Raw genomic sequence first — 18,859 nt, 5'->3', positions numbered from 1 at the left:
ATGCCCTCGAGGACTTTGTCTGTGATGGTGGAGATGGTCTGGCGGGAGACGTCGGCGCCGTAGACCTCGGCCAGGTGGGCCTGGACCTCGCCGGTGGTCAGGCCCTTCGCGGCCAGCGAGATGACCATCTCGTCGACGCCGGTCAGGCGCTTCTGCCGTTTCTTGACGATCTTCGGTTCGAAGGATCCGCCGCGGTCGCGGGGCACGGTTATCTCCACCGGACCGACGTCGGTCAAGACGGTCTTGGAGCGTTTGCCGTTGCGGGAATTGCCGCCGTTCTTCCCGGCCGCATCATGCTTGTCATATCCGAGATGGTCGGTGATCTCGCCTTCCAGGGCGGACTCCAGCAGCCGCTTGGTCAGCTGCTGCAGCAGCCCGCCCTCGCCGGTCAGCTGCAGACCCTCGGCCTGAGCCCGACCCACCAGCTCGTCGATCAACTGGTCGTCCACGGCCTTCACCGACGCAGCCTTCGTGGGCTCGACGGTCCCGGACTCGGACACGTTCTCACTGGTCATCGATGCATCTACCATGATCGGGAGTTACACCGAACGTCTTACAGTCCCGGCTATGGCCGAGGCCGAACGCTCGGGAGACCCGGTCGTGCTTGCCTCAAGTGTTCGCGTCCAAGCACACGTACTGGCCCGTGAGAAACACACCACTCAAGCCGTGACCCTTGTGAGGCACACAGCGAGCCAGTTCGCCGGTTCCTATGACCGGCGTGCGCCGCAATATCTCGCTGCTCTCGGGCTGCTCCTGCTGCGCGGGGTGACTGCGGCAAGCAGCGGCAGGGATCGTGCCGCCGTAGAGGAGTTCCTCGCCGAGGCGAGGGACATCGCCCGCTACGTTGCTCTCGACCGTCCGGACGCTTGGGCCAACTTCAGCCCCACTAACGTCGCGCTGCACGAGCTCAGCGCGGCTGTCGCCTTCGGCGACGCGGGTATTGCGCTGGAGGCCGCCCAACCTCTGGCGTGTCGCCGTATCCCCGTCCCCGAGCGCCGGTCTGCCCTGTGGGTGGAAACAGCCCGCGCCTACAGTCAGCAGGGCAGGCTCGCTGCCGGCTACCGGGCCCTGCGCATGGCCGAACACTGCGCCGCACAGGATATCCGCCGCCCGGCAGTACGCGAGCTGGTTGCCGACATGGCTGCTCGGGACCGTCGCCGTACCCTGCCCGAACTGCACGACTTCTGCCGCCGATTGGGAGTGCCCGCGTGACCGACCGGACCGAGAATCCCTTCCTGTACATCGTCGTCTGCGCGGCCGGGATCGCGGACGACGTCGGTACGTTGATCATGGCGGCGCAGGAGCGGAACTGGAACGTCGGCGTGGTTGCCACGCCTCAGGCGCTGGGCTTCATCGATGCCGAGGCGGTGGAGGCGCAGACCGGTTACCCGATCCGCTCGGCCTGGCGCGTGCCAGGCGATCCGCGCCCGCTGCCACCCGCCGACGCCATCGCGGTCGCCCCGGCCACGTTCAACACGATCAACAAGTGGGCGGCCGGCATCTCCGACACGCTCGCCCTCGGCATCCTGTGCGAGGCGTACGGCTTCGGCACCCCCACCGCCGTACTCCCGTACGTGAACGCGGCCATGGCCGCCCACCCCGCGTACGGGCAGAGCCTCGACCGGCTGCGGGCGATGGGCGTCCACATCGGAGGCTACGAGCCGCACCAGCCCAAGGCGGGGGGAGGGCGAGACAAGTTCCGCTGGGAAGAGGCACTTGAGCTTCTCGCGCCGCACGTCGGCTGACGGCCGCCGCGTCACGCCACCGAGGATTCCCCGACCGTCTCTCCCAGGGATTTCCTGGTCCGACGGGTCTTCCCCTGGGAGTGGTTCACGGCTCCTCCTCACGAGTTGGTTCGTTTCTGCCGCGCTGGCGCCTCGACTTCAGTGGTGGGCGCCATGCCATGTGCACGTCGCTTACTACTGCAAAGCCGAGCCCGGTGTAGAGCGACTGGCCCTCGGTGGAGGCCCGCAACTGAACCTGTGAGCAGTCGCGTTCGGCTCGGGGCTTCATCGCTCCGGCTCTCCGACGAAGTCCAGCAGTTCAGTGGCTGTCGGCCGCTTGTCCGGTGCGGGATGCAGGCAGGCGGTGATGGCCTCCTCGAATCGAGGGAACGCCCATGGCCGGACTTCGGCTACGTCCAGGAGATTCCCCTCGGCGATGTCTCGCAGTTTCCCCGCCCGCGGCCCGTCCGGTTCGCCGTACGGCACGGGTCGATGACCGGTCCAGCACCAGAACAGCGTCGCGCCCAGTGCCCACACGTCAGCCGCCGCAGTGGCGGGAACGTGCACGGTCTCTGCCGTGTTCAGTAGGGCCGAGGCGATCTCGGGAGCCGTGGTGTGTGTCAAGGCACCTAGGTAAGGCGAGCGGTCGGCTTCGAGATCAGGACTACCTTGGACCACGGGGCCGCACGCCAGCGCGTAGTCGATCAGCGTCGCAGATCCGTCTTCGGTGACCAGCGTGTTCGTGGGCTGGATGTCGGCGTGAACCCACTGGACTCGGTGCATGGATGCCATAGCCGATGCCATCGACCGTGTGCACGTGATGACGAAACGCCGCGAGTCTGAGACGTCCTTGTCCCGGGAAACCGCGAAGGCGTGCCACATCGGCTCGCCCGGCGCCCACTTCACGGCCAGCCATCGGCCACCGTCCCACGTGCCCGAAGCCACCAAGTAGTCGACCGGGATCGCGTCGAGTCGGCCGAGTTCAGCGATGACGCGTACTTCCCGGTTCAATTCGCTGCGCTTGTCGCGTGCCGAACAGAGGCCCTCCGCGTTGGCTTTCAGCGCGAACTGGCCGCAGGTTGACGTCACGTGCCACGCTCTTGAGCCGCGACGGTCCGAAACCTGCCGTGCCGTGGCGACACGTTCGCCCTTGCTGGCCAAATGCGCGGCCAGCGCACGGACTGGGCCCGGCCACTGCTTCCCGTCGTTCATCACAGCGCCTCCCTCGTCTCCAGCTGATGAGCCGCCCAGGATCGCACCCGCGGCCACGCCGCGCATGTGTCCTCCCCGAGTCCGCCTGCAAGGGCGAACACGGCGCGGCCGTCGTCCTTTGCCTGGCCAATGACTTGGGCCAGGCGCGGCGTGCGGGGCAGAATCCGGCCATCCACAGCGGGCACGGCTCCACGCACCGCGAGCAGAGGAAGAGGCGCAGCCGTCACTGCTCGACTACGCCGGTCGGTGTCGGATCGCTCCGGCCAGAATTTCGTGGGGGTACCGAAAGATCGGGGAGCGGAAGCCGTTCGAGGACTCGCCCACGTTCGCGGTGATGGTGAGGCGTCTGCGGCCGTAGCGCGGGCGCCTGCGGATTTAGTGCCGCGCCTAGCCCGTTCGTCAGGTGCAGGATGCCCGCATGACAGAACTCAACGGAGAACCGGTCGGACCGGCTCAGCTGCAGAACCTGGCCCTCACCAATTACGGCCACTTCACTTCCATGCGGGTCGACAACGGGCGCGTACGCGGTCTGTCGCTGCACATGGAACGGCTTCGGCGTGACTGCCGGACGCTCTTCGGTACCGACCTCGACCCGCAGCGCGTCCGCGCGCTGGCCCAGGAGAACCGAGGCGATCAGGCACTCCAGCATCGCCGCGTCGTACGCGTCCGACACCCGCCGATGCCGCCGCGCGTCGGTCTCCACCCGGGCGGAGGCTATGACGAACCCGCCGCCCGGCCCCGCCGCGGGCGCGAACTCGGCCTCGTATATGCGGTGCCCGGTCCAACTGCGGTGCAGGAAGAGCCGGTTGCCCTCGGCGAAGGCGTGCCAGCGCTCGTCCATGCCCCGGGCGCGGTGGCCGAGCTGGATGCGGTCCCACTCCGCGGCCGTCCACTCGCGGGTCGGGGTGGGGGAGAGCGCCGCGGCCGTCGAAAAGCCGTGCACCTTGCGCAAGTCGGTGCGGGTGATGCGTTCCATGGGCGAAGAGAGTAAGGCTTCCCGGGCGCGCTTGTATCCCTCCGCCGCGATCTTCGCTCGGAGGTGCGAACGCCTATCCTGGGCAGAGCCCGGTGGCCGTGTCGGACGGCCTCCCCGGGGCCCGTACGACGAAGGAGTCGCGGTGGCGTCGATGCTCGATGCGGTCGTGGTGGGGGCCGGCCCCAACGGGCTGACCGCCGCCGTCGAACTGGCCCGCCGAGGCTGCGCGGTCGCGGTGTACGAGGCGGGGGACGCGGTGGGCGGCGGCGCCCGCACCGAGGAGCTGACCCTCCCCGGCTTCCGCCACGACCCGTGCTCCGCGGTGCACCCCTTCGGCATCGGCTCGCCCGTCTTCGACGAGCTGGGCCTGGACCGGTATGGCCTGGAGTGGGTCCACCCCGAGCTGCCGATGGCACACCCCTTCCCGGACGGCACCGCCGCCGTCCTCGCCCACTCCGTGGGGGAGACCGCCGCGTCCCTCGGCAGCCAGGACGCGGGCACCTACCGCCGTCTGATGGCCCCCTTCACCGGCCACTGGGAGACCCTCGCCGCCGACTTCCTGCGCCCGCCCTGGCTCGGTCTGCCCCAAGACCCCCTGCGCTACGTCCAGTTCGGGCTGCTCGGGCCGCAGCCCGTCGCGCTGCTGAACCGCCGCTTCCGCGGCGAGAAGGCGCGCGCCCTGCTCGCCGGCCTCGGCGGCCACACCGTCGCCGGGCCGCACAGCCTCGCAACGGGCGGCCTGGCCGTGATGTTCGCGCTGGCCGCGCACTCCCGCGGCTGGCCGGTCGCGCGCGGCGGCTCGCAGGCGATCTCCGACGCGCTTGCCGCGCGCCTGCGCGCCGCGGGCGGCACCGTCCACACCGGCGTCACGGTCAAGCGCCTGGACGAACTCCCGCCCGCCCGCGCGTACGTCTTCGACACCTCACCCACGGCCCTCGCCCGGATCGCCGGACTCGGCAACGCGTACGCCTCCTTCCGGTACGGGCCCGCCGCCTTCAAGGTCGACTACGCGCTGTCGGGCCCCGTGCCGTGGACGGCGGAGGAGGCCCGGCGGGCCGGCACCGTGCACGTCGGCCCGACGGCCGGGGACATCTCCGACGCCCTGGGCCGCGCCATCCACGGCCGACCGCCGGAGGCCCCGTTCCTGATCACCGCCCAGCCCACGCTCATGGACCCGACCCGAGCGCCCGAGGGCAAGCACACCTTCTGGGCCTACGGCCACGTCCCCAACGGATGGCGCGGGGACGCCACCGAGTTGATCGAGCGTCAGATCGAGCGCTTCGCCCCGGGCTTCAGCGACCTGGTGCTCGGCCGGGCGGTGGCAGGGCCGCCCGAGCTGGCCGCGCGCAACGCCAACTACGTCGGCGGCGACATCGCCTGCGGCGCCTTCGCCGGCCTCCAGTCGATCCTGCGCCCCAAACTCGCCCGCGTCCCCTACGCCACGGCCCACCCCGCCGTCTTCCTCTGCTCCTCCGCCACGAGCCCGGGCCCGGGCGTCCACGGCATGTGCGGCCACCTCGCGGCGCGGGCGGTATGGCGAAGACTCCGCTCCCACCCGTAACTCCGCCCTGCCCGGCGCGGCCGACGTCCGGGGCGAGGGCGTGGGCCTGCTCTTCGTCGCGGCCACGAGGCCACGAGGGCACCTGGCCACCTGCCTGCTCCACCACCGGGCAGGTCGGCCGGAGGCTGATGTCGGATTCTCGCCAGCCTGCCCGGCCCGCGTGGCCGATCCTTGAAGCCATGCACACCGAAACCGACCGCTGCGTACGCGCCGTACAGGGCAAGGACGCCCGCTTCGACGGCTGGTTCTTCACCGCGGTCCTGACCACCCGCATCTACTGCCGCCCCAGCTGCCCAGTGGTCCCGCCCAAGCCCGAGAACATGCGGTTCTACCCCAGTGCGGCCGCCGCCCAGCAGGCCGGGTTCCGCGCGTGCAAGCGCTGCCGGCCCGACGCGAGCCCCGGCTCCCCGCAGTGGAACGAGCGCGCCGACCTCGTCGCCCGCGCCATGCGGCTGATCGCCGATGGCGTGGTCGATCGCGAGGGCGTCCCGGGTCTGGCCGCGCGGCTCGGCTACAGCACCCGGCAGATCGAGCGCCAGCTGCTCGCCGAGCTGGGCGCCGGGCCGCTCGCCCTCGCCCGCGCCCAGCGCGCGCAGACCGCCCGGCTGCTGATCGAGACCAGCGAACTCCCCATGGCGGACGTTGCGTTCGCCGCCGGATTCGCCAGCATCCGCACCTTCAACGACACCGTCCGCGAGGTCTTCGCGCTCTCCCCGACGGAGCTGCGCGCCCGTGCCGTACGCGGTGGCAGGCGCGCACCGGCCACCACCGGCGCGATCTCCCTCCGCCTGCCCTTCCGGGCCCCGCTGTGCCCCGACAACCTCTTCGGCCACCTCGTCGCCACCGCCGTACCGGGCGTGGAGGAGTGGCGCGACGGCGCGTACCGGCGCACGCTCCGGCTCCCGTACGGCCAGGGCGTCGCCACCCTGCGCCCCCAACCCGAATACGTCGCCTGCCAGTTGGCGCTCACCGACCTGCGCGACCTGACCATCGCCATCAGCCGCTGCCGCCGCCTGCTCGACCTCGACGCCGACCCCGTCGCCGTCGACGACCTGCTGCGCGCCGACCCGCTGCTCGCGCCCCTGGTCGACAAGAACCCCGGCCGCCGGGTGCCGCGCACCGTCGACGCGGCGGAGTTCGCCGTACGGGCCGTGCTCGGGCAGCAGGTCTCCACGGCCGCCGCCCGTACGCACGCGGGGCGGCTGGTACTCGCCCACGGCGAGCCCGTCGAGGACCCGGCCGGCGGCCTGACCCACCTCTTCCCCGGCCCGGAGGCGCTGGCCGCGCTCGACCCGGAGACCCTGGCCCTGCCGCGCACCCGCCGCACCACGCTCACCTCGTTGGTCGCTGCCCTCGCCGCAGAGGAGATCGCCCTCGGCGCGGGCAGCGACTGGGACGAGGCGCGGACGCGGCTGGCCGAGCTGCCGGGCGTCGGCCCCTGGACCGTCGAGGTGATCGCGATGCGCGGCCTCGGCGACCCCGACGCCTTCCTCCCCACCGACCTCGGACTCCGGCGCGCCGCCCAGGAGTTGGGCCTGCCCGCCACCCCCGCAGCGCTCACCGCACGGGCCGCGGACTGGCGCCCGTGGCGCGCGTACGCCGTCCAGTACCTCTGGGCGACGGACAGCCACCCGATCAACCACCTACCCGCCGTCTGAAGAGATCGCGGTGTCCGAACCCCGGCGCCCCGAACCGATCACCTTCAGAACTCGTCCCCTCAGAACCAATCACCCTCAGACCGACCTAGGATTGATACGCCATGCGCACCCACACCGTCATCGACAGCCCGGTCGGCCCGCTTACGCTGGTCGCCACCGACGGCGTCCTCTCCGGCCTCTACATGACCGACCAGCGGCACCGCCCGGCGGAGGAGACGTTCGGGGACCCGGACGACACGGCGTTCCAGGAACCGATCCGCCAGCTCAGGGCGTACTTCGCGGGCGACCTGAAGACCTTCGACCTGCCGCTGAGCATGGCGGCCGGCACGCCCTTCCAGCAACGGGTCTGGTCGGCCCTGCGCGACATTCCGTACGGCGAGACGATCTCCTACGGGCAGCTCGCCGACCGCATCGGCAACCCGGCCGCGTCCCGCGCGGTGGGCCTCGCCAACGGCAAGAACCCCATCGGCATCATCGTCCCCTGCCACCGCGTAGTAGGCGCCAACGGCAGCCTCACCGGCTACGGCGGCGGCCTCACGCGCAAGCGCCACCTCCTCGACTTCGAGTCAGGCACCCTTTTCGCGTAGCGATCGGCCGGATCCGTTCCGGTGTGGGCAGGCGTTCCGCCCGGCGGAACGCCTGCCCACAGCATGGCGAACACGTGGCCGCAGCGCGGGCGGCGCGGGCTCGTCGGCGGGCCCGCTCGTCAGTGGCGCAGCTCGCGCGCTGCCAGGCGTTCGGCGGTCTGTTCCAGGAGGGGGCCCGCGTTGGCGATGCAGAGCCGCGGGTCCGGTTCCAGGTCGGTCAGGGCGTAGGCACGGGAGATGCCGGCTGTGGCCAGAGTCGCGTCGTCGAGGGTGCGGCGGCCGCAGACGGCCACGACGCGCTTGCCGCGCGCCCGCGCCGCCGCGGCGACCCCGGCCGGGGCCTTGCCGTGGAGGGTCTGGGCGTCCAGGGAACCCTCGCCGGTGATGACCAGGTCGGCGGTGGCCAGCGCCGCGGCGAAGCCCAGGACGTCGAGCATGACCTCGATGCCGGGGCGGAATCCCGCGCCGAGGCCCACCAGCGCCCCGTACCCGATGCCGCCGGCCGCCCCCGCCCCCGGCGACAGCGCGTACTCCGCCGCTTTCGGGCCGATGGCCCCCTCCAGGACGCGCGCGTAGTGGGCGAGTGCGGCGTCGAGCGTCTCGACGTCCTCCTTGCTCGCGCCCTTCTGCGGCCCGTACACCGCGGGCGCGCCCTTCGGCCCGGTGAGCGGGTTGTCGACGTCGCTGGCGAGCACGAACTCCGTGTCGGCGATGCGCGGGTCGAGGCCGGAGAGGTCGGCCGTGGCGAGCTCCCGCAGGGGGCCGCCGCCGTCCGCCAAGGGGTCCCCGTCCTCGTCGAGGAAGCGCGCTCCGAGCGCCGCCAGCATGCCCGCGCCGCCGTCGGTCGTCGCGCTGCCGCCGACACCGAAGACGACGGTGCGCGCGCCCGCGTCCAGCGCGGCGCGGATCAGCTCGCCGGTGCCGTACGTGGTGGCCGTCAGGGGTGCGAAGACGCCCGGCGGCAGATGCTGGAGGCCCGAGGCCTCGGCCATCTCGACGACGGCGGCGGTCCCGCGCAGCGCGAACGCCGCCGTGAGCGGCGCGCCCAGCGGCCCGCTGACCACCACCTCGCGGCGCTCGAACCCGGCCGCGACCGCGGCGTCGACCGTGCCGTCGCCGCCGTCGGCGACCGGCAGGGCCTCGACGCGGACCCCGGGAGCGGCTCTGCGCAACCCCGAGGTGACGCGTTCGGCGACTTCGACCGCCGTCAGCGAGCCCTTGAACTTGTCCGCGGCGATCAGCACGCGCCCCGTTTCCGATCCTGCTGCGTCCGCCACTCGTAACCCCTTGCTCTTCCGTCCTGGCAGTCGCGCCGCTGCGACCCTATCCGGACGCATGGGCCCCTGCCCATGGCTGGCAGGTGCCCAGTCGGGCCGGGGACCGGCGTGCCAGACCGGCACATCGGGACTTTCCGCACCATAGTGGGGCGGCATGACGACGGATCCCATGGACCAGGAACCCGCTGACCCGCCCCCTGATCTGAAGATCGTCGCCATCGGGGCGGTGGTCGTGCTGCTGGTCGTGGGGTGGGCGGCGATCGGCAAGGACTCCTTCGCCGATGTCTCCGGCTCCGCGCTGCACTGGGTGCTGGGCAACTTCGGCTGGCTGTTCGTGGTGGCGGCCGATGTCTTCCTCGTCCTGTGCGTGGTGATCGCGTTCAGCCGGTTCGGGATGGTCCGGCTCGGCCGGGACGACGCGGAGCCGGAGTTCGGCAACATCTCGTGGATCGCGATGATGTTCAGCGCCGGCATGGGCATCGGCCTGATGTTCTACGGCGTGGGTGAGCCGCTCCAGCTCTACGTCTCCCCGCCGCCGGGCTCGGACCTGCACGGCAGTACGGCCGAGGCAGCGCGGGCGGCGATGGAGTACTCGTTCTTCCACTGGACGCTGACCCCGTGGGCGATCTACGGCGTCGCCGGGCTCGCGCTGGCGTACGCGGGGTTCCGCAAGGGGCGCGGGAACCGGCTGAGCGCCGCCTTCGTACCGCTCATCGGCGAGCGACGGGCGGCGGGCTGGCCGGGCAGCGCGATCGACCTGCTGGCGGTGTTCGCCACCGTCTTCGGCACGGCGACCAGCCTGGGCCTGGGCACGCTCCAGGTCGCCCAGGGGCTGGACCTCACGGCGGGGGTGAAGGACACCCAGACCCTGCGCCTGGTCATCATCGCCGCGCTGTCGGCGGCGTTCGTCGCCTCCGCGTTCTCCGGGCTCAACCGGGGCGTGAAGTGGCTCAGCACGACCAACGTCGTGCTGGCCGGGGTGCTCACGCTGTTCGTCCTGGTGCTCGGCCCGACGGTGTACATCCTGGACGCGATCCCGGCGAGCCTGGGGGGCTACCTCAGCAACCTGCTGCCGATGGCCTCGGAGACCGGGGCCTTCACCGACCCGGACTGGCTGGGCCGGTGGACGGTCTTCTACTGGGCGTGGTGGCTGTCCTGGGCGCCGTTCGTGGGGACGTTCATCGCCCGGATCTCGCGCGGGCGGACGGTCCGCGAGTTCCTCATCGGGGTGCTGCTGGTGCCCAGCGCGGCGACGATGGTGTGGTTCTGCGTGATGGGCGGCAGCGCGATCCGGATGGACTCCACCGGCGAGGCAGCGCTCGGGAAGACGGTCGAGGAGGGGGCGGAGGCGGCGCTGTTCGGAATGCTGGATGCGCTGCCGCTGGGGACGGCCTCGTCGTGGGTGGCGATGGTGCTGGTGATGACGTACTTCGTGACAAGCGCGGACTCGGCCTCGCTCGTCATGGGCTCGCTGACCAGCCGGGGCGCGCTGCACCCGCGTACGTGGCTGGTGGTCACGTGGGGGGTGCTGATGGCCGCGGTCGCGGCGGTGCTGCTGGTCGCGGGCGGGCTGAGCTCGCTGCAGGCGGCGACGATCCTGGTGGCGCTGCCGTTCGCGCTGGTGATGCTGGCGCTGTGCTGGGCGCTGGTCAGCGAGCTCCGTGAGGACCCGGGCGCGGGCCCGCCCCGACACGCGCTGCACGGGCTGCGGGACGCGGTGCGGGCGATGGTGGGCGACAAGGTGGCGGAGCCGAAGCCGACACCGGGACGGGAAAACCCGGGAGGGCCCTGAGCGGATCGCTCAGGGCCCTCCCGGGTTTGTTCGTGCTGTCCCGCCGCGGAGCGGTTACGGCTGGGCTGCCCGCGCCTCGCGGCGGTTGTCGCGGAACGCGTTGACGCGGCGTGCGGTCGCGAAGAGCGGAATGACCGCACCGAGCACCAGCTGCAGCGCACACCCGGTCTGCAGCAGCAGCTGCCCGCCGGGCGCGTCGAACGCCCAGGCCGCCAGCAGCCCCATGCTGAGCACGATCCAGCCGAGCATCGCCACCGCGAGACGCCCCCGCGGCTTGGGGTACTCGACTCGGCTGACCATCAGCCACGCGACCCCGACGATCGCCAGCAGCGTCGGCACGAACGGCAGCTCGAGCAGCACGATCGAGACGACTGTCAGCGCCCCGAAGGGGCTCGGCATGCCTTGGAAGATCCCGTCACGCAGTGTGACGCAGGAGAATCTCGCAAGCCGCAGCACCACTGCCAGCAGCACCACGATCGCCGCCAGCGCCGACACCCGCTGGTGCGCGTCGTCGGCGACCATGCCCCACACGAGGACGAAGTACGCGGGTGCGAGGCCGAAGCTGATCAGGTCGGACAGGTTGTCCAGCTCCGCGCCCATTGCCGAGCTGCGCAGCTTCCGTGCGACGAGCCCGTCGAAGAGGTCGAAGACCGAGGCCAGCAGCATCAGCATCACGGCGGTCGCGGCGCTGTGCCGGGCCATGCCGCCGTCCTCGCTGCCCGTCAGGTGCGGGATGAGGACGCCGGTGGTGGTGAAGTACACCGCCATGAAGCCGCAGGTGGCGTTGCCGAGGGTGAGGGTGTCCGCTATCGACAGGCGGGTCGACAACGGCATGTCGTCCATCTCGTCGCTGTCCGCCTCGACCTCGGGCACCCACGCGCCCGTGGCCTGGGCCTGTGGCTCGGGATCAATCACGGTCAAGGCGAGTCACCCCCGCGATCGTGGGCTGGCCCACCTCGACGGCGACGTCCACGCCTTCCGGGAGGTAGAGGTCGACGCGCGACCCGAAGCGGATCAGGCCGACCCGCTCGCCCTGTTCCACCTTGGTGCCCTCGGGCACGTACGGCACGATCCGCCGGGCCACGGCGCCGGCGATCTGCACCATCTCGATGTCACCGAGTTCGGTGTCGAAGTGCCAGACGACCCGCTCGTTGTTCTCGCTCTCCTTGTTGAACGCCGGGACGAAGCCGCCGGGGATGTGTTCCACGGACGTCACGGTGCCGGCGAGCGGCGCGCGGTTGACGTGGACGTTCAACGGGCTCATGAAGATCGCGACGCGGGTGCGCCCGTCCTTCCACGGCATGATGCTCTGCACCACACCGTCGGCCGGAGAGATCACCCTGCCCTGGGTGATCTCGCGCTCGGGGTCGCGGAAGAACCACAGCATGCCCGCCGCCAGCGCGGTGGTGGGCACAGCGGCGGCAGCCCAGCGTCCCGAGCGGCGAGCGCGGGCGAGGCTGAGGGCTGCGGTGGCCACGGTCGGGAGGAGCCACGGCGATGCTCCGCGGGCGAGGCGGACCCCGCGGCGAGGTGCAGAGGTTTGGCTGTGGGGCATGGATGACCTTCGTAGCGGATGATGCCGCGCTGAAACGGGGGACGGCGGCTTTTCCGGGATGGTATCGGTATCGCGTGGCAACTGGGCAAGCCAGCAGCCGAGTCGGTGGTCGAAGACTCAGGACCGGGGTGTGATCTTCTCCTCGCTAAAATCGCCGCAAATGGGGCGGTTCACCCCTGGAAGCGATATTCCTCGAGCAGTCGTCGACCAATGATCATTTTCTGGATCTCGGCGGTTCCCTCACCGATGAGCAGCATCGGGGCCTCGCGGTAGAGGCGCTCGATCTCGTACTCCTTGGAGAAGCCGTAGCCGCCATGGATGCGGAAGGCGTCCTCTACTACCTCTTTGCAGTACTCGGAGGCGAGGTATTTCGCCATTCCCGCTTCGAGGTCGTTACGCTCCCCGGAGTCCTTTTTGCGTGCTGCGTTGACCATCATTGCATGCGCCGCCTCGACCTTGGTAGCCATTTCGGCCAATTTGAACTGGATCGCCTGGTGCTGGGCGATCGGCTTGCCGAAGGTCTGGCGCTGCTGCGCATAGGAAACGCCCAGCTCAAAGGCGCGCTGCGCGACCCCGCAGCCGCGGGCGGCGACGTTCACGCGGCCGACCTCGACCCCGTCCATCATGTGATAGAAGCCCCGTCCGGTCTCCCCGCCGAGCACCCGATCCGCGGGTACGCGGAGATCGCTCATAACGAGCTCGGTCGTGTCAACCCCCTTGTAGCCCATTTTCTCGATTTTGCCGGGGATGGTGAGTCCCGGCCTGACCTCGCCGAACCCGGGCTCCTTCTCGACCAGGAAAGTCGTCATCGACTTGTGCGGAGCGGTTCCCTGCGGGTGCCCCTCGTCCGTACGGCACAGCACCGCGACGAGGTTGGCCGAGCCGCCGTTGGTCAGCCACATCTTCTGCCCGTTGAGGACGTACGCGTCGCCGTCCTGGACGCCCTTCGATGTGATGGCCGACACATCGGAGCCCAGGGCGGGTTCGGACATCGAGAACGCGCCGCGGATCTCGCCGAGCGCCATTTTTGGCAGAAAGTAGTCCCTCTGCTCCTGGGTGCCGTGCTGCTTGAGCATGTAGGCGACGATGAAGTGGGTGTTGATGATGCCCGAGACGCTCATCCAGCCGCGGGCGATCTCCTCCACGCACAGCGCGTACGTGAGGAGGGACTCGCCGAGGCCGCCGTACTCCTCGGGGATCATCAGCCCGAACAGGCCCAGTTCCTTGAGTCCTTCGACGATCTGGGCCGGGTACTCGTCGCGGTGCTCCAGCTCGGTGGCGACCGGCAGGATCTCCTTGTCGACGAAGTCCCGGACCGTGGCGAGGATCTCCTGCTGGACGTCCGTCAGGCCGGGGGTCTGCGCGAGGCGGCTCATCTCACTTCTCCTGCTTCTTCTCGGCGGGATCCCGCGGTTGGGGCCGGGCCGGCTGCTCGCCGCCCCGCTCCTTGATGTACGCCTCGGTGGGGACCATCACCTTGCGGCGGAACACGCAGACCAGCGTGCCGTCCTGCTTGTAGCCCCTGGTCTCGACGTGGACGACGCCCCGGTCGCTCTTGGACTTCGACGGGGTCTTGTCGAGCACGGTCGTCTCGCCGTAGACGGTGTCGCCGTGGAAGGTCGGCGCCACGTGCTTCAGCGACTCGACCTCCAGGTTGGCGATGGCCTTGCCCGAGACGTCCGGCACGGACATGCCCAGCAGCAGCGAGTAGACGTAGTTCCCGACCACCACGTTCCTGCCGAAATCGGTGGTTTTCTCGGCGTAGTTGGCGTCCAGGTGGAGCGGGTGGTGGTTCATGGTGAGCAGACAGAAGAGGTGGTCGTCGTACTCGGTGACGGTCTTCCCCGGCCAGTGCCGGTACACGTCTCCGACGCGGAACTCCTCGAAGCTGCGGCCGAACTGCATGTGCTGGTCCCTCCAGGGGTGCTCTGCCACGGCCCCTTCGGGGCCTTGGGGGGTGGGGGATCGGACGCGGCCGGACTGCCGATGGGACACGTCCCCTGCCGGTCCGCCGTCAGGCGGTGGGCGCCTCGAACACCGACTTGCGGACCATGCCGGCCGCCCTGCCCTTGCCCGCGACCACCAGCGCCATCTTGCGGCTGGCCTCGTCGATCATCTCGTCGCCGAGCATCGCCGAACCCTTCTTCCCGCCCGCCTCCGAGGTGCAGTAGTCGTACGCGTCCAGGATCAGCTCCGCGTGGTCGTAGTCCTCCTGGGAGGGCGAGAAGACCTCGTTGGAGACCTCGATCTGGCCCGGGTGCAGGACCCACTTGCCGTCGAAGCCCAGCGCCGCCGCGCGCTCGGCGACCTTGCGGTAGCCGTCCGTGTTGCGGATCTGGAGGTACGGGCCGTCGATGGCCTGGAGGTCATGGGTGCGGGCCGCCATCAGGATCCGCATGAGGATGTAGTGGTAGGCGTCCGCAGGGTAGCCGGGCGGCTGCTCGCCCACGACGAGGGACTTCATGTTGATGGAGGCCATGAAGTCGGCCGGGCCGAAGATGATGGTCTCCAGGCGCGGCGAGGCCGCGGCGATCGCGTCGACCTCCACCAGGCCCTTGGCGTTCTCGATCTGCGCCTCGATGCCGATCCGGCCGACCTCGAAGCCCATCGTCTTCTCGATCTGCGTCAGCAGCAGATCGAGCGCGATGACCTGCTGTGCGTCCTGCACCTTCGGCAGCATGATGCAGTCCAGGTTCGGGCCCGCGCCCTCGACGACCGTGATGACGTCCCGGTACGTCCAGTGCGTGGTCCAGTCGTTCACCCGCACGACCCTGGTCTTGCCCGTCCAGTCGCCGTTGTTGAGCGCGTCGACGACCGTGTGCCGGGCGCCCTCCTTGGCGAGCGGCGCGCACGCGTCCTCCAGGTCCAGGAAGACCTGGTCCGCCGGGAGCCCCTGCGCCTTCTCCAGGAAGCGCGGGTTGCTGCCCGGCACGGCAAGGCAGGAACGGCGCGGGCGCAGGCGGTTGACAGGATCGGGCTGCGGCACGGAGTGCCTTCCGTTGAGGGCGGTGGCGGGCGACGGGCGGGTCATGCGGGGACCTCCAGGGGGTCGAGTTTGTTCGCTTTCCGGATCTCGTCGACGATACGGCCGATGATCTCGGTGATGCCGAAGTCCTTCGGGGTGAAGACGGCCGCCACCCCGGCGGCGCGCAGCGCCCGTTCGTCGGCGGACGGGATGATCCCGCCGACGATCACCGGGATGTCCCCGCCGCCCGACCGCCGCAGCCGCTCCAGCACGTCCGGCACGAGTTCGGCGTGCGAGCCGGACAGGATGGACAGGCCCACGCAGTGCACGTCCTCGGCGACGGCCGCCGAGACGATCTGGTGGGGCGTCAGTCTGATGCCCTGGTAGACCACCTCGAAGCCGGCGTCCCGCGCCCGTACGGCGATCTGCTCGGCCCCGTTGGAGTGCCCGTCGAGACCGGGCTTGCCCACCAGCAGCCGGAGCCGCCCGGCACCCAGCTCCTCGGCCGTACGAGCCGCCTTCTCGCGTACGAGAGCCAGCGGAGTGCCCGCCTCCGCGGCGACGGCCACCGGCGCCGAGCTGACACCCGTAGGGGCCCGGAACTCGCCGAAGACGTCCCGCAGCGCCCAGGCCCACTCGCCGGTCGTCACGCCCGCGCGGGCGCACTCCAGGGTGGCGGGCATCAGGTTCGCGGTGCCCGCGGCCGCCGCCTTCAGGGCCGAGAGGGACTCCTGGGCCCTGGCCTCGTCCCGGCGGTCGCGCCAGGCGTGGAGCGCGGCGACGACCCCGGCTTCGTTCTCCGGGTCGACCGTCATGATCGCGGTGTCGAGGTCGGCGGTGAGCGGGTTGGGCTCGGTCGACTCGAAGCAGTTGACGCCGACGATCCTCTCCTCGCCCGCCTCGATCCGGGCCCTGCGCTCGGCGTGCGAGGAGACCAACCGGGCCTTGAGGTAGCCGGATTCGACGGCCGCCATGGCGCCGCCCATCTCCTCGATCCNNCGACCAGCGCGCCGACCTTGGCCTCGATGACGTGCGAGCCCGCGAAGATGTCCTCGTACTCCAGCAGGTCGGACTCGTGGGCCAGGACCTGCTGTATGCGCAGCGACCACTGCTGGTCCCAGGGCCGGGGCAGGCCCAGCGCCTCGTTCCAGGCGGGGAGTTGGACGGCCCGCGCGCGGGCGTCCTTCGACAGGGTCACGGCCAGCATCTCCAGCACGATGCGCTGGACGTTGTTCTCCGGCTGGGCCTCGGTCAGGCCGAGCGAGTTGACCTGCACGCCGTAGCGGAACCGGCGCTGCCGGGCGTCCTCGATGCCGTAGCGCTCGCGCGTGACCTGGTCCCAGATGCGGCCGAAGGCGCGCATCTTGCACATCTCCTCGATGAACCGGACGCCTGCGTTCACGAAGAAGGAGATCCGCGCGACGACCTCGCCCCTGCGCTCCTCGGCGACCTGCCCGGAGGCGAACACCGCGTCGAGCACGGCGATCGCGGTGGACATCGCGTACGCGATCTCCTGTACGGGGGTGGCCCCGGCCTCCTGGAGGTGGTAGCTGCAGATGTTGATGGGGTTCCACTTGGGGATGTGGTTCACCGTGTAGGTGATCATGTCCGTGGTCAGCCGGAGCGACGGCCCCGGCGGGAAGACGTGCGTCCCGCGCGAGAGGTACTCCTTGACGATGTCGTTCTGCGTCGTCCCCGAGAGCCTGGTGACGTCGGCGCCCTGCTCCTCGGCGACCACCTGGTACAGCGCCAGCAGCCACATGGCGGTGGCGTTGATGGTCATCGAGGTGTTCATGCGTTCCAGCGGGATGTCCTGGAACAGCCGCCGCATGTCGCCCAGATGGGAGACCGGGACCCCGACCCGGCCCACCTNNGGTCGGGGTCGTAGCCGGTCTGCGTGGGGAGGTCGAACGCGACGGACAGGCCGGTCTGCCCCTTGGCGAGGTTGCGACGGTACAGCTCGTTGGACGCCTCGGCCGTCGAGTGCCCGGCGTAGGTCCGCATCAGCCAGGGGCGGTCCCTGTGGCGCTCCGTCATCAAGCGTTCCGGCCGTGCTTGTAGGTCCCGCTCCGCTCCGCGTGGCGGCTGTGCTGGTCGGTTCCACTCCGCTCCGCGTCGCGGAACAGGTTGATCGCGTCGAGGTGGCGGTCGCGCTTCTCCCGGTCGCGTACGCCCAGGCCCTCCTCCGGGGCGAGGCACAGCACCCCGACCTTGCCCTGGTGGAGGTTGCGGTGCACGTCGTACGTCGCCTGGCCGGTCTCGTCCAGCGGGTATGTCCGTGACAGCGTCGGGTGGATCTTCCCCTTGGCGATGAGGCGGTTGGCCTCCCACGCCTCGCGGTAGTTGGCGAAGTGCGAGCCGACGATCTTCTTCAGCGACATCCACAGATAGCGGTTGTCGTACTCGTGCTGGTAGCCGGAGGTGGAGGCGCAGGTGACGACGGTGCCGCCCTTGCGCGTCACGTACACCGAGGCGCCGAAGGTCTCGCGGCCCGGGTGCTCGAAGACGATGTCCACGTCCTCGCCGCCGGTGAGTTCGCGGATGNNCCCTCCGCGCTGCGGTCGATGATCGCCTCGGCGCCCATCGCGCGGCAGATCTCGGCCTTCTTCCCGCTGGAGACCACGCACACCGGGTTGGCCCCGCCCGCGAGCGCGAATTGCGTGGCGTAGCTGCCGAGTCCGCCGCTCGCCCCCCAGATCAGCACGTTGTCGCCCTGCTTCATCCCGGCGCCGTTGCGCGAGACGAGCTGGCGGTACGCGGTGGAGTTGACCAGTCCGGGCGCCGCGGCCTCCTCCCAGCTGAGGTGGGCCGCCTTGGGCATCAGCTGGTTGGACTTCACCAGCGCGATCTCCGCCAGGCCGCCGAAGTTGGTCTCGAACCCCCAGATCCGCTGCTCGGGATCGAGCATCGTGTCGTTGTGGCCGTCGGCCGACTCCAGCTCGACCGACAGGCAGTGCGCGACGACCTCGTCGCCGGGTTGCCAGGCGTTGACGCCGGGGCCGGTGCGCAGCACGACGCCCGCGAGGTCGGAGCCGATGATGTGGTACGGCAGGTCGTGCCGCTCGGCGAGCGGCGACAGCTTGCCATAGCGCTCCAGGAAGGCGAAGGTCGGCAGCGGCTCGAAGATCGAGGTCCACACGGAGTTGTAGTTGACCGAGCTGGCCATGACGGCCACGAGGGCCTCGCCCGGGCCGAGCTCGGGCACCGGCACGTCGTCCACGTGCAGGGACTTGCGCGGGTCCTTGTCCCGGCTGTCGACTCCGGCGAACATCTCCGCCTCGTCCCTGCGCACGGTCACCGCGCGGTAGGACTCGGGCAGGGGGAGGGCTGCGAAGTCGGCCGACGTGGAGTCGGGCGAGAGAATTGCGTCCAGGATGCTGTTCACTTGGGCCTCCGGCGAAGCGTTGACGAGAACGCTTGAGGGAACGCTGGGGTCTTCTGACGGTGTGCACGGTGTTGCTCGGTGCTTTGGTCGCGCGGTGGCGCGGGGGCCTGTGACGCAGGCGTCCGGGCGCACAAGTGGCTTGTGGGGACAGCCGGGCGCGGTGCTCG

General features: G+C 70.5%; 13 protein-coding genes and 7 pseudogenes. 7 read left to right on the top strand and 13 right to left on the bottom strand.

All coding sequences use genetic code 11. The features are described 5' to 3' along the window. On the bottom strand, positions 1-515 hold a 515-nt coding region (locus AOK16_RS14465; RefSeq protein WP_205627686.1), incomplete at its 3' end, for a transposase. 49 nt (positions 516-564) lie between these two features. On the opposite strand from AOK16_RS14465, the pseudogene AOK16_RS14460 reads away from it, so the two are divergent. Then, positions 565-1,212, top strand: a pseudogene (locus AOK16_RS14460) (heavy metal transporter CzcB); the annotation flags it as partial. Further along, positions 1,209-1,745, top strand: a complete 537-nt coding sequence (locus AOK16_RS14455) for a flavoprotein (RefSeq protein ID WP_055472670.1) — start codon at positions 1,209-1,211, stop codon at positions 1,743-1,745. The pseudogene AOK16_RS14460 and the gene AOK16_RS14455, both read left to right, overlap by 4 nt. A gap of 264 nt (positions 1,746-2,009) precedes the next feature. Here AOK16_RS14455 and AOK16_RS14450 read toward each other — a convergent pair whose 3' ends face one another. Continuing rightward, complete coding sequence (locus tag AOK16_RS14450) at positions 2,010-3,002, bottom strand: protein kinase domain-containing protein (protein ID WP_240483565.1); 993 nt, start codon at positions 3,000-3,002, stop codon at positions 2,010-2,012. A 352-nt stretch (positions 3,003-3,354) separates the two neighbouring features. Between AOK16_RS14450 and AOK16_RS25625 the strand changes: the two are divergent. From AOK16_RS25625 to AOK16_RS14430, 4 genes and pseudogenes are all read left to right on the top strand, one after another. Next, positions 3,355-3,555 (top strand): annotated as a pseudogene (locus AOK16_RS25625) (aminotransferase class IV); the annotation flags it as partial. Between the two features lie 499 nt (positions 3,556-4,054). After that, the gene (locus AOK16_RS14440) at positions 4,055-5,473 is read left to right on the top strand and encodes a phytoene desaturase family protein (protein WP_055472668.1); all 1,419 of its coding nucleotides are present in this window, start codon (positions 4,055-4,057) and stop codon (positions 5,471-5,473) included. Positions 5,474-5,652: 179 nt separating this feature from the next. Beyond that, on the top strand, positions 5,653-7,131 hold the full coding sequence (locus AOK16_RS14435) for a DNA-3-methyladenine glycosylase 2 (RefSeq protein ID WP_055472667.1): 1,479 nt from the start codon (positions 5,653-5,655) through the stop codon (positions 7,129-7,131). A gap of 101 nt (positions 7,132-7,232) precedes the next feature. After that, positions 7,233-7,718, top strand: a complete 486-nt coding sequence (locus tag AOK16_RS14430) for a methylated-DNA--[protein]-cysteine S-methyltransferase (RefSeq protein WP_055472666.1) — start codon at positions 7,233-7,235, stop codon at positions 7,716-7,718. Positions 7,719-7,837: 119 nt separating this feature from the next. Here the strand turns inward: AOK16_RS14430 and AOK16_RS14425 are convergent, their stop codons facing one another. After that, the gene (locus tag AOK16_RS14425; RefSeq protein ID WP_055472665.1) at positions 7,838-8,962 is read right to left on the bottom strand and encodes a glycerate kinase; all 1,125 of its coding nucleotides are present in this window, start codon (positions 8,960-8,962) and stop codon (positions 7,838-7,840) included. Between the two features lie 187 nt (positions 8,963-9,149). On the opposite strand from AOK16_RS14425, the gene AOK16_RS14420 reads away from it, so the two are divergent. Next, on the top strand, positions 9,150-10,787 hold the full coding sequence (locus AOK16_RS14420) for a BCCT family transporter (protein WP_055472664.1): 1,638 nt from the start codon (positions 9,150-9,152) through the stop codon (positions 10,785-10,787). Between the two features lie 54 nt (positions 10,788-10,841). On the opposite strand, the gene pssA is transcribed toward AOK16_RS14420, so the two are convergent. From pssA to ccrA, 10 genes and pseudogenes are all read right to left on the bottom strand, one after another. Further along, a complete protein-coding gene (gene pssA / locus AOK16_RS14415) occupies positions 10,842-11,708 on the bottom strand; it encodes a CDP-diacylglycerol--serine O-phosphatidyltransferase (RefSeq protein WP_205627685.1) in 867 nt (288 codons plus the stop codon). Further along, positions 11,695-12,342 carry a phosphatidylserine decarboxylase gene (locus AOK16_RS14410; RefSeq protein WP_055472662.1) on the bottom strand — a complete coding sequence of 216 codons (648 nt, stop codon included), beginning with the start codon at positions 12,340-12,342 and terminating at the stop codon, positions 11,695-11,697. The genes pssA and AOK16_RS14410 overlap by 14 nt, the downstream gene beginning before the upstream one ends. Before the next feature lie 170 nt (positions 12,343-12,512). Then, positions 12,513-13,718 carry an acyl-CoA dehydrogenase family protein gene (locus tag AOK16_RS14405; RefSeq protein ID WP_055472661.1) on the bottom strand — a complete coding sequence of 402 codons (1,206 nt, stop codon included), beginning with the start codon at positions 13,716-13,718 and terminating at the stop codon, positions 12,513-12,515. A gap of 1 nt (position 13,719) precedes the next feature. Then, complete coding sequence (locus AOK16_RS14400; protein WP_055472660.1) at positions 13,720-14,247, bottom strand: MaoC family dehydratase; 528 nt, start codon at positions 14,245-14,247, stop codon at positions 13,720-13,722. Between the two features lie 109 nt (positions 14,248-14,356). Next, positions 14,357-15,373: an HpcH/HpaI aldolase/citrate lyase family protein gene (locus tag AOK16_RS14395; protein ID WP_055472659.1), complete on the bottom strand. Its 1,017-nt coding sequence runs from the start codon at positions 15,371-15,373 to the stop codon at positions 14,357-14,359. Then, positions 15,370-16,304: pseudogene (locus AOK16_RS28310) on the bottom strand (methylmalonyl-CoA mutase family protein); the annotation flags it as partial. The gene AOK16_RS14395 and the pseudogene AOK16_RS28310, both read right to left, overlap by 4 nt. Positions 16,305-16,306: 2 nt before the next feature. Then, a pseudogene (locus tag AOK16_RS28305) lies at positions 16,307-17,179 on the bottom strand (methylmalonyl-CoA mutase family protein); the annotation flags it as partial. 2 nt (positions 17,180-17,181) lie between these two features. Beyond that, a pseudogene (locus tag AOK16_RS28300) lies at positions 17,182-17,311 on the bottom strand (methylmalonyl-CoA mutase family protein); the annotation flags it as partial. Between the two features lie 32 nt (positions 17,312-17,343). Then, positions 17,344-17,851, bottom strand: a pseudogene (locus AOK16_RS28295) (zinc-binding dehydrogenase); the annotation flags it as partial. A 2-nt stretch (positions 17,852-17,853) separates the two neighbouring features. After that, positions 17,854-18,692, bottom strand: a pseudogene (gene ccrA / locus AOK16_RS28290) (crotonyl-CoA carboxylase/reductase); the annotation flags it as partial. Positions 18,693-18,859 lie beyond the last annotated feature (167 nt).

Origin of the sequence: Streptomyces pathocidini, assembly GCF_001418495.1 — a bacterium.
Taxonomy (GTDB): domain Bacteria; phylum Actinomycetota; class Actinomycetes; order Streptomycetales; family Streptomycetaceae; genus Streptomyces; species Streptomyces pathocidini.
This window is presented reverse-complemented; position numbering and strand designations above follow the sequence as displayed.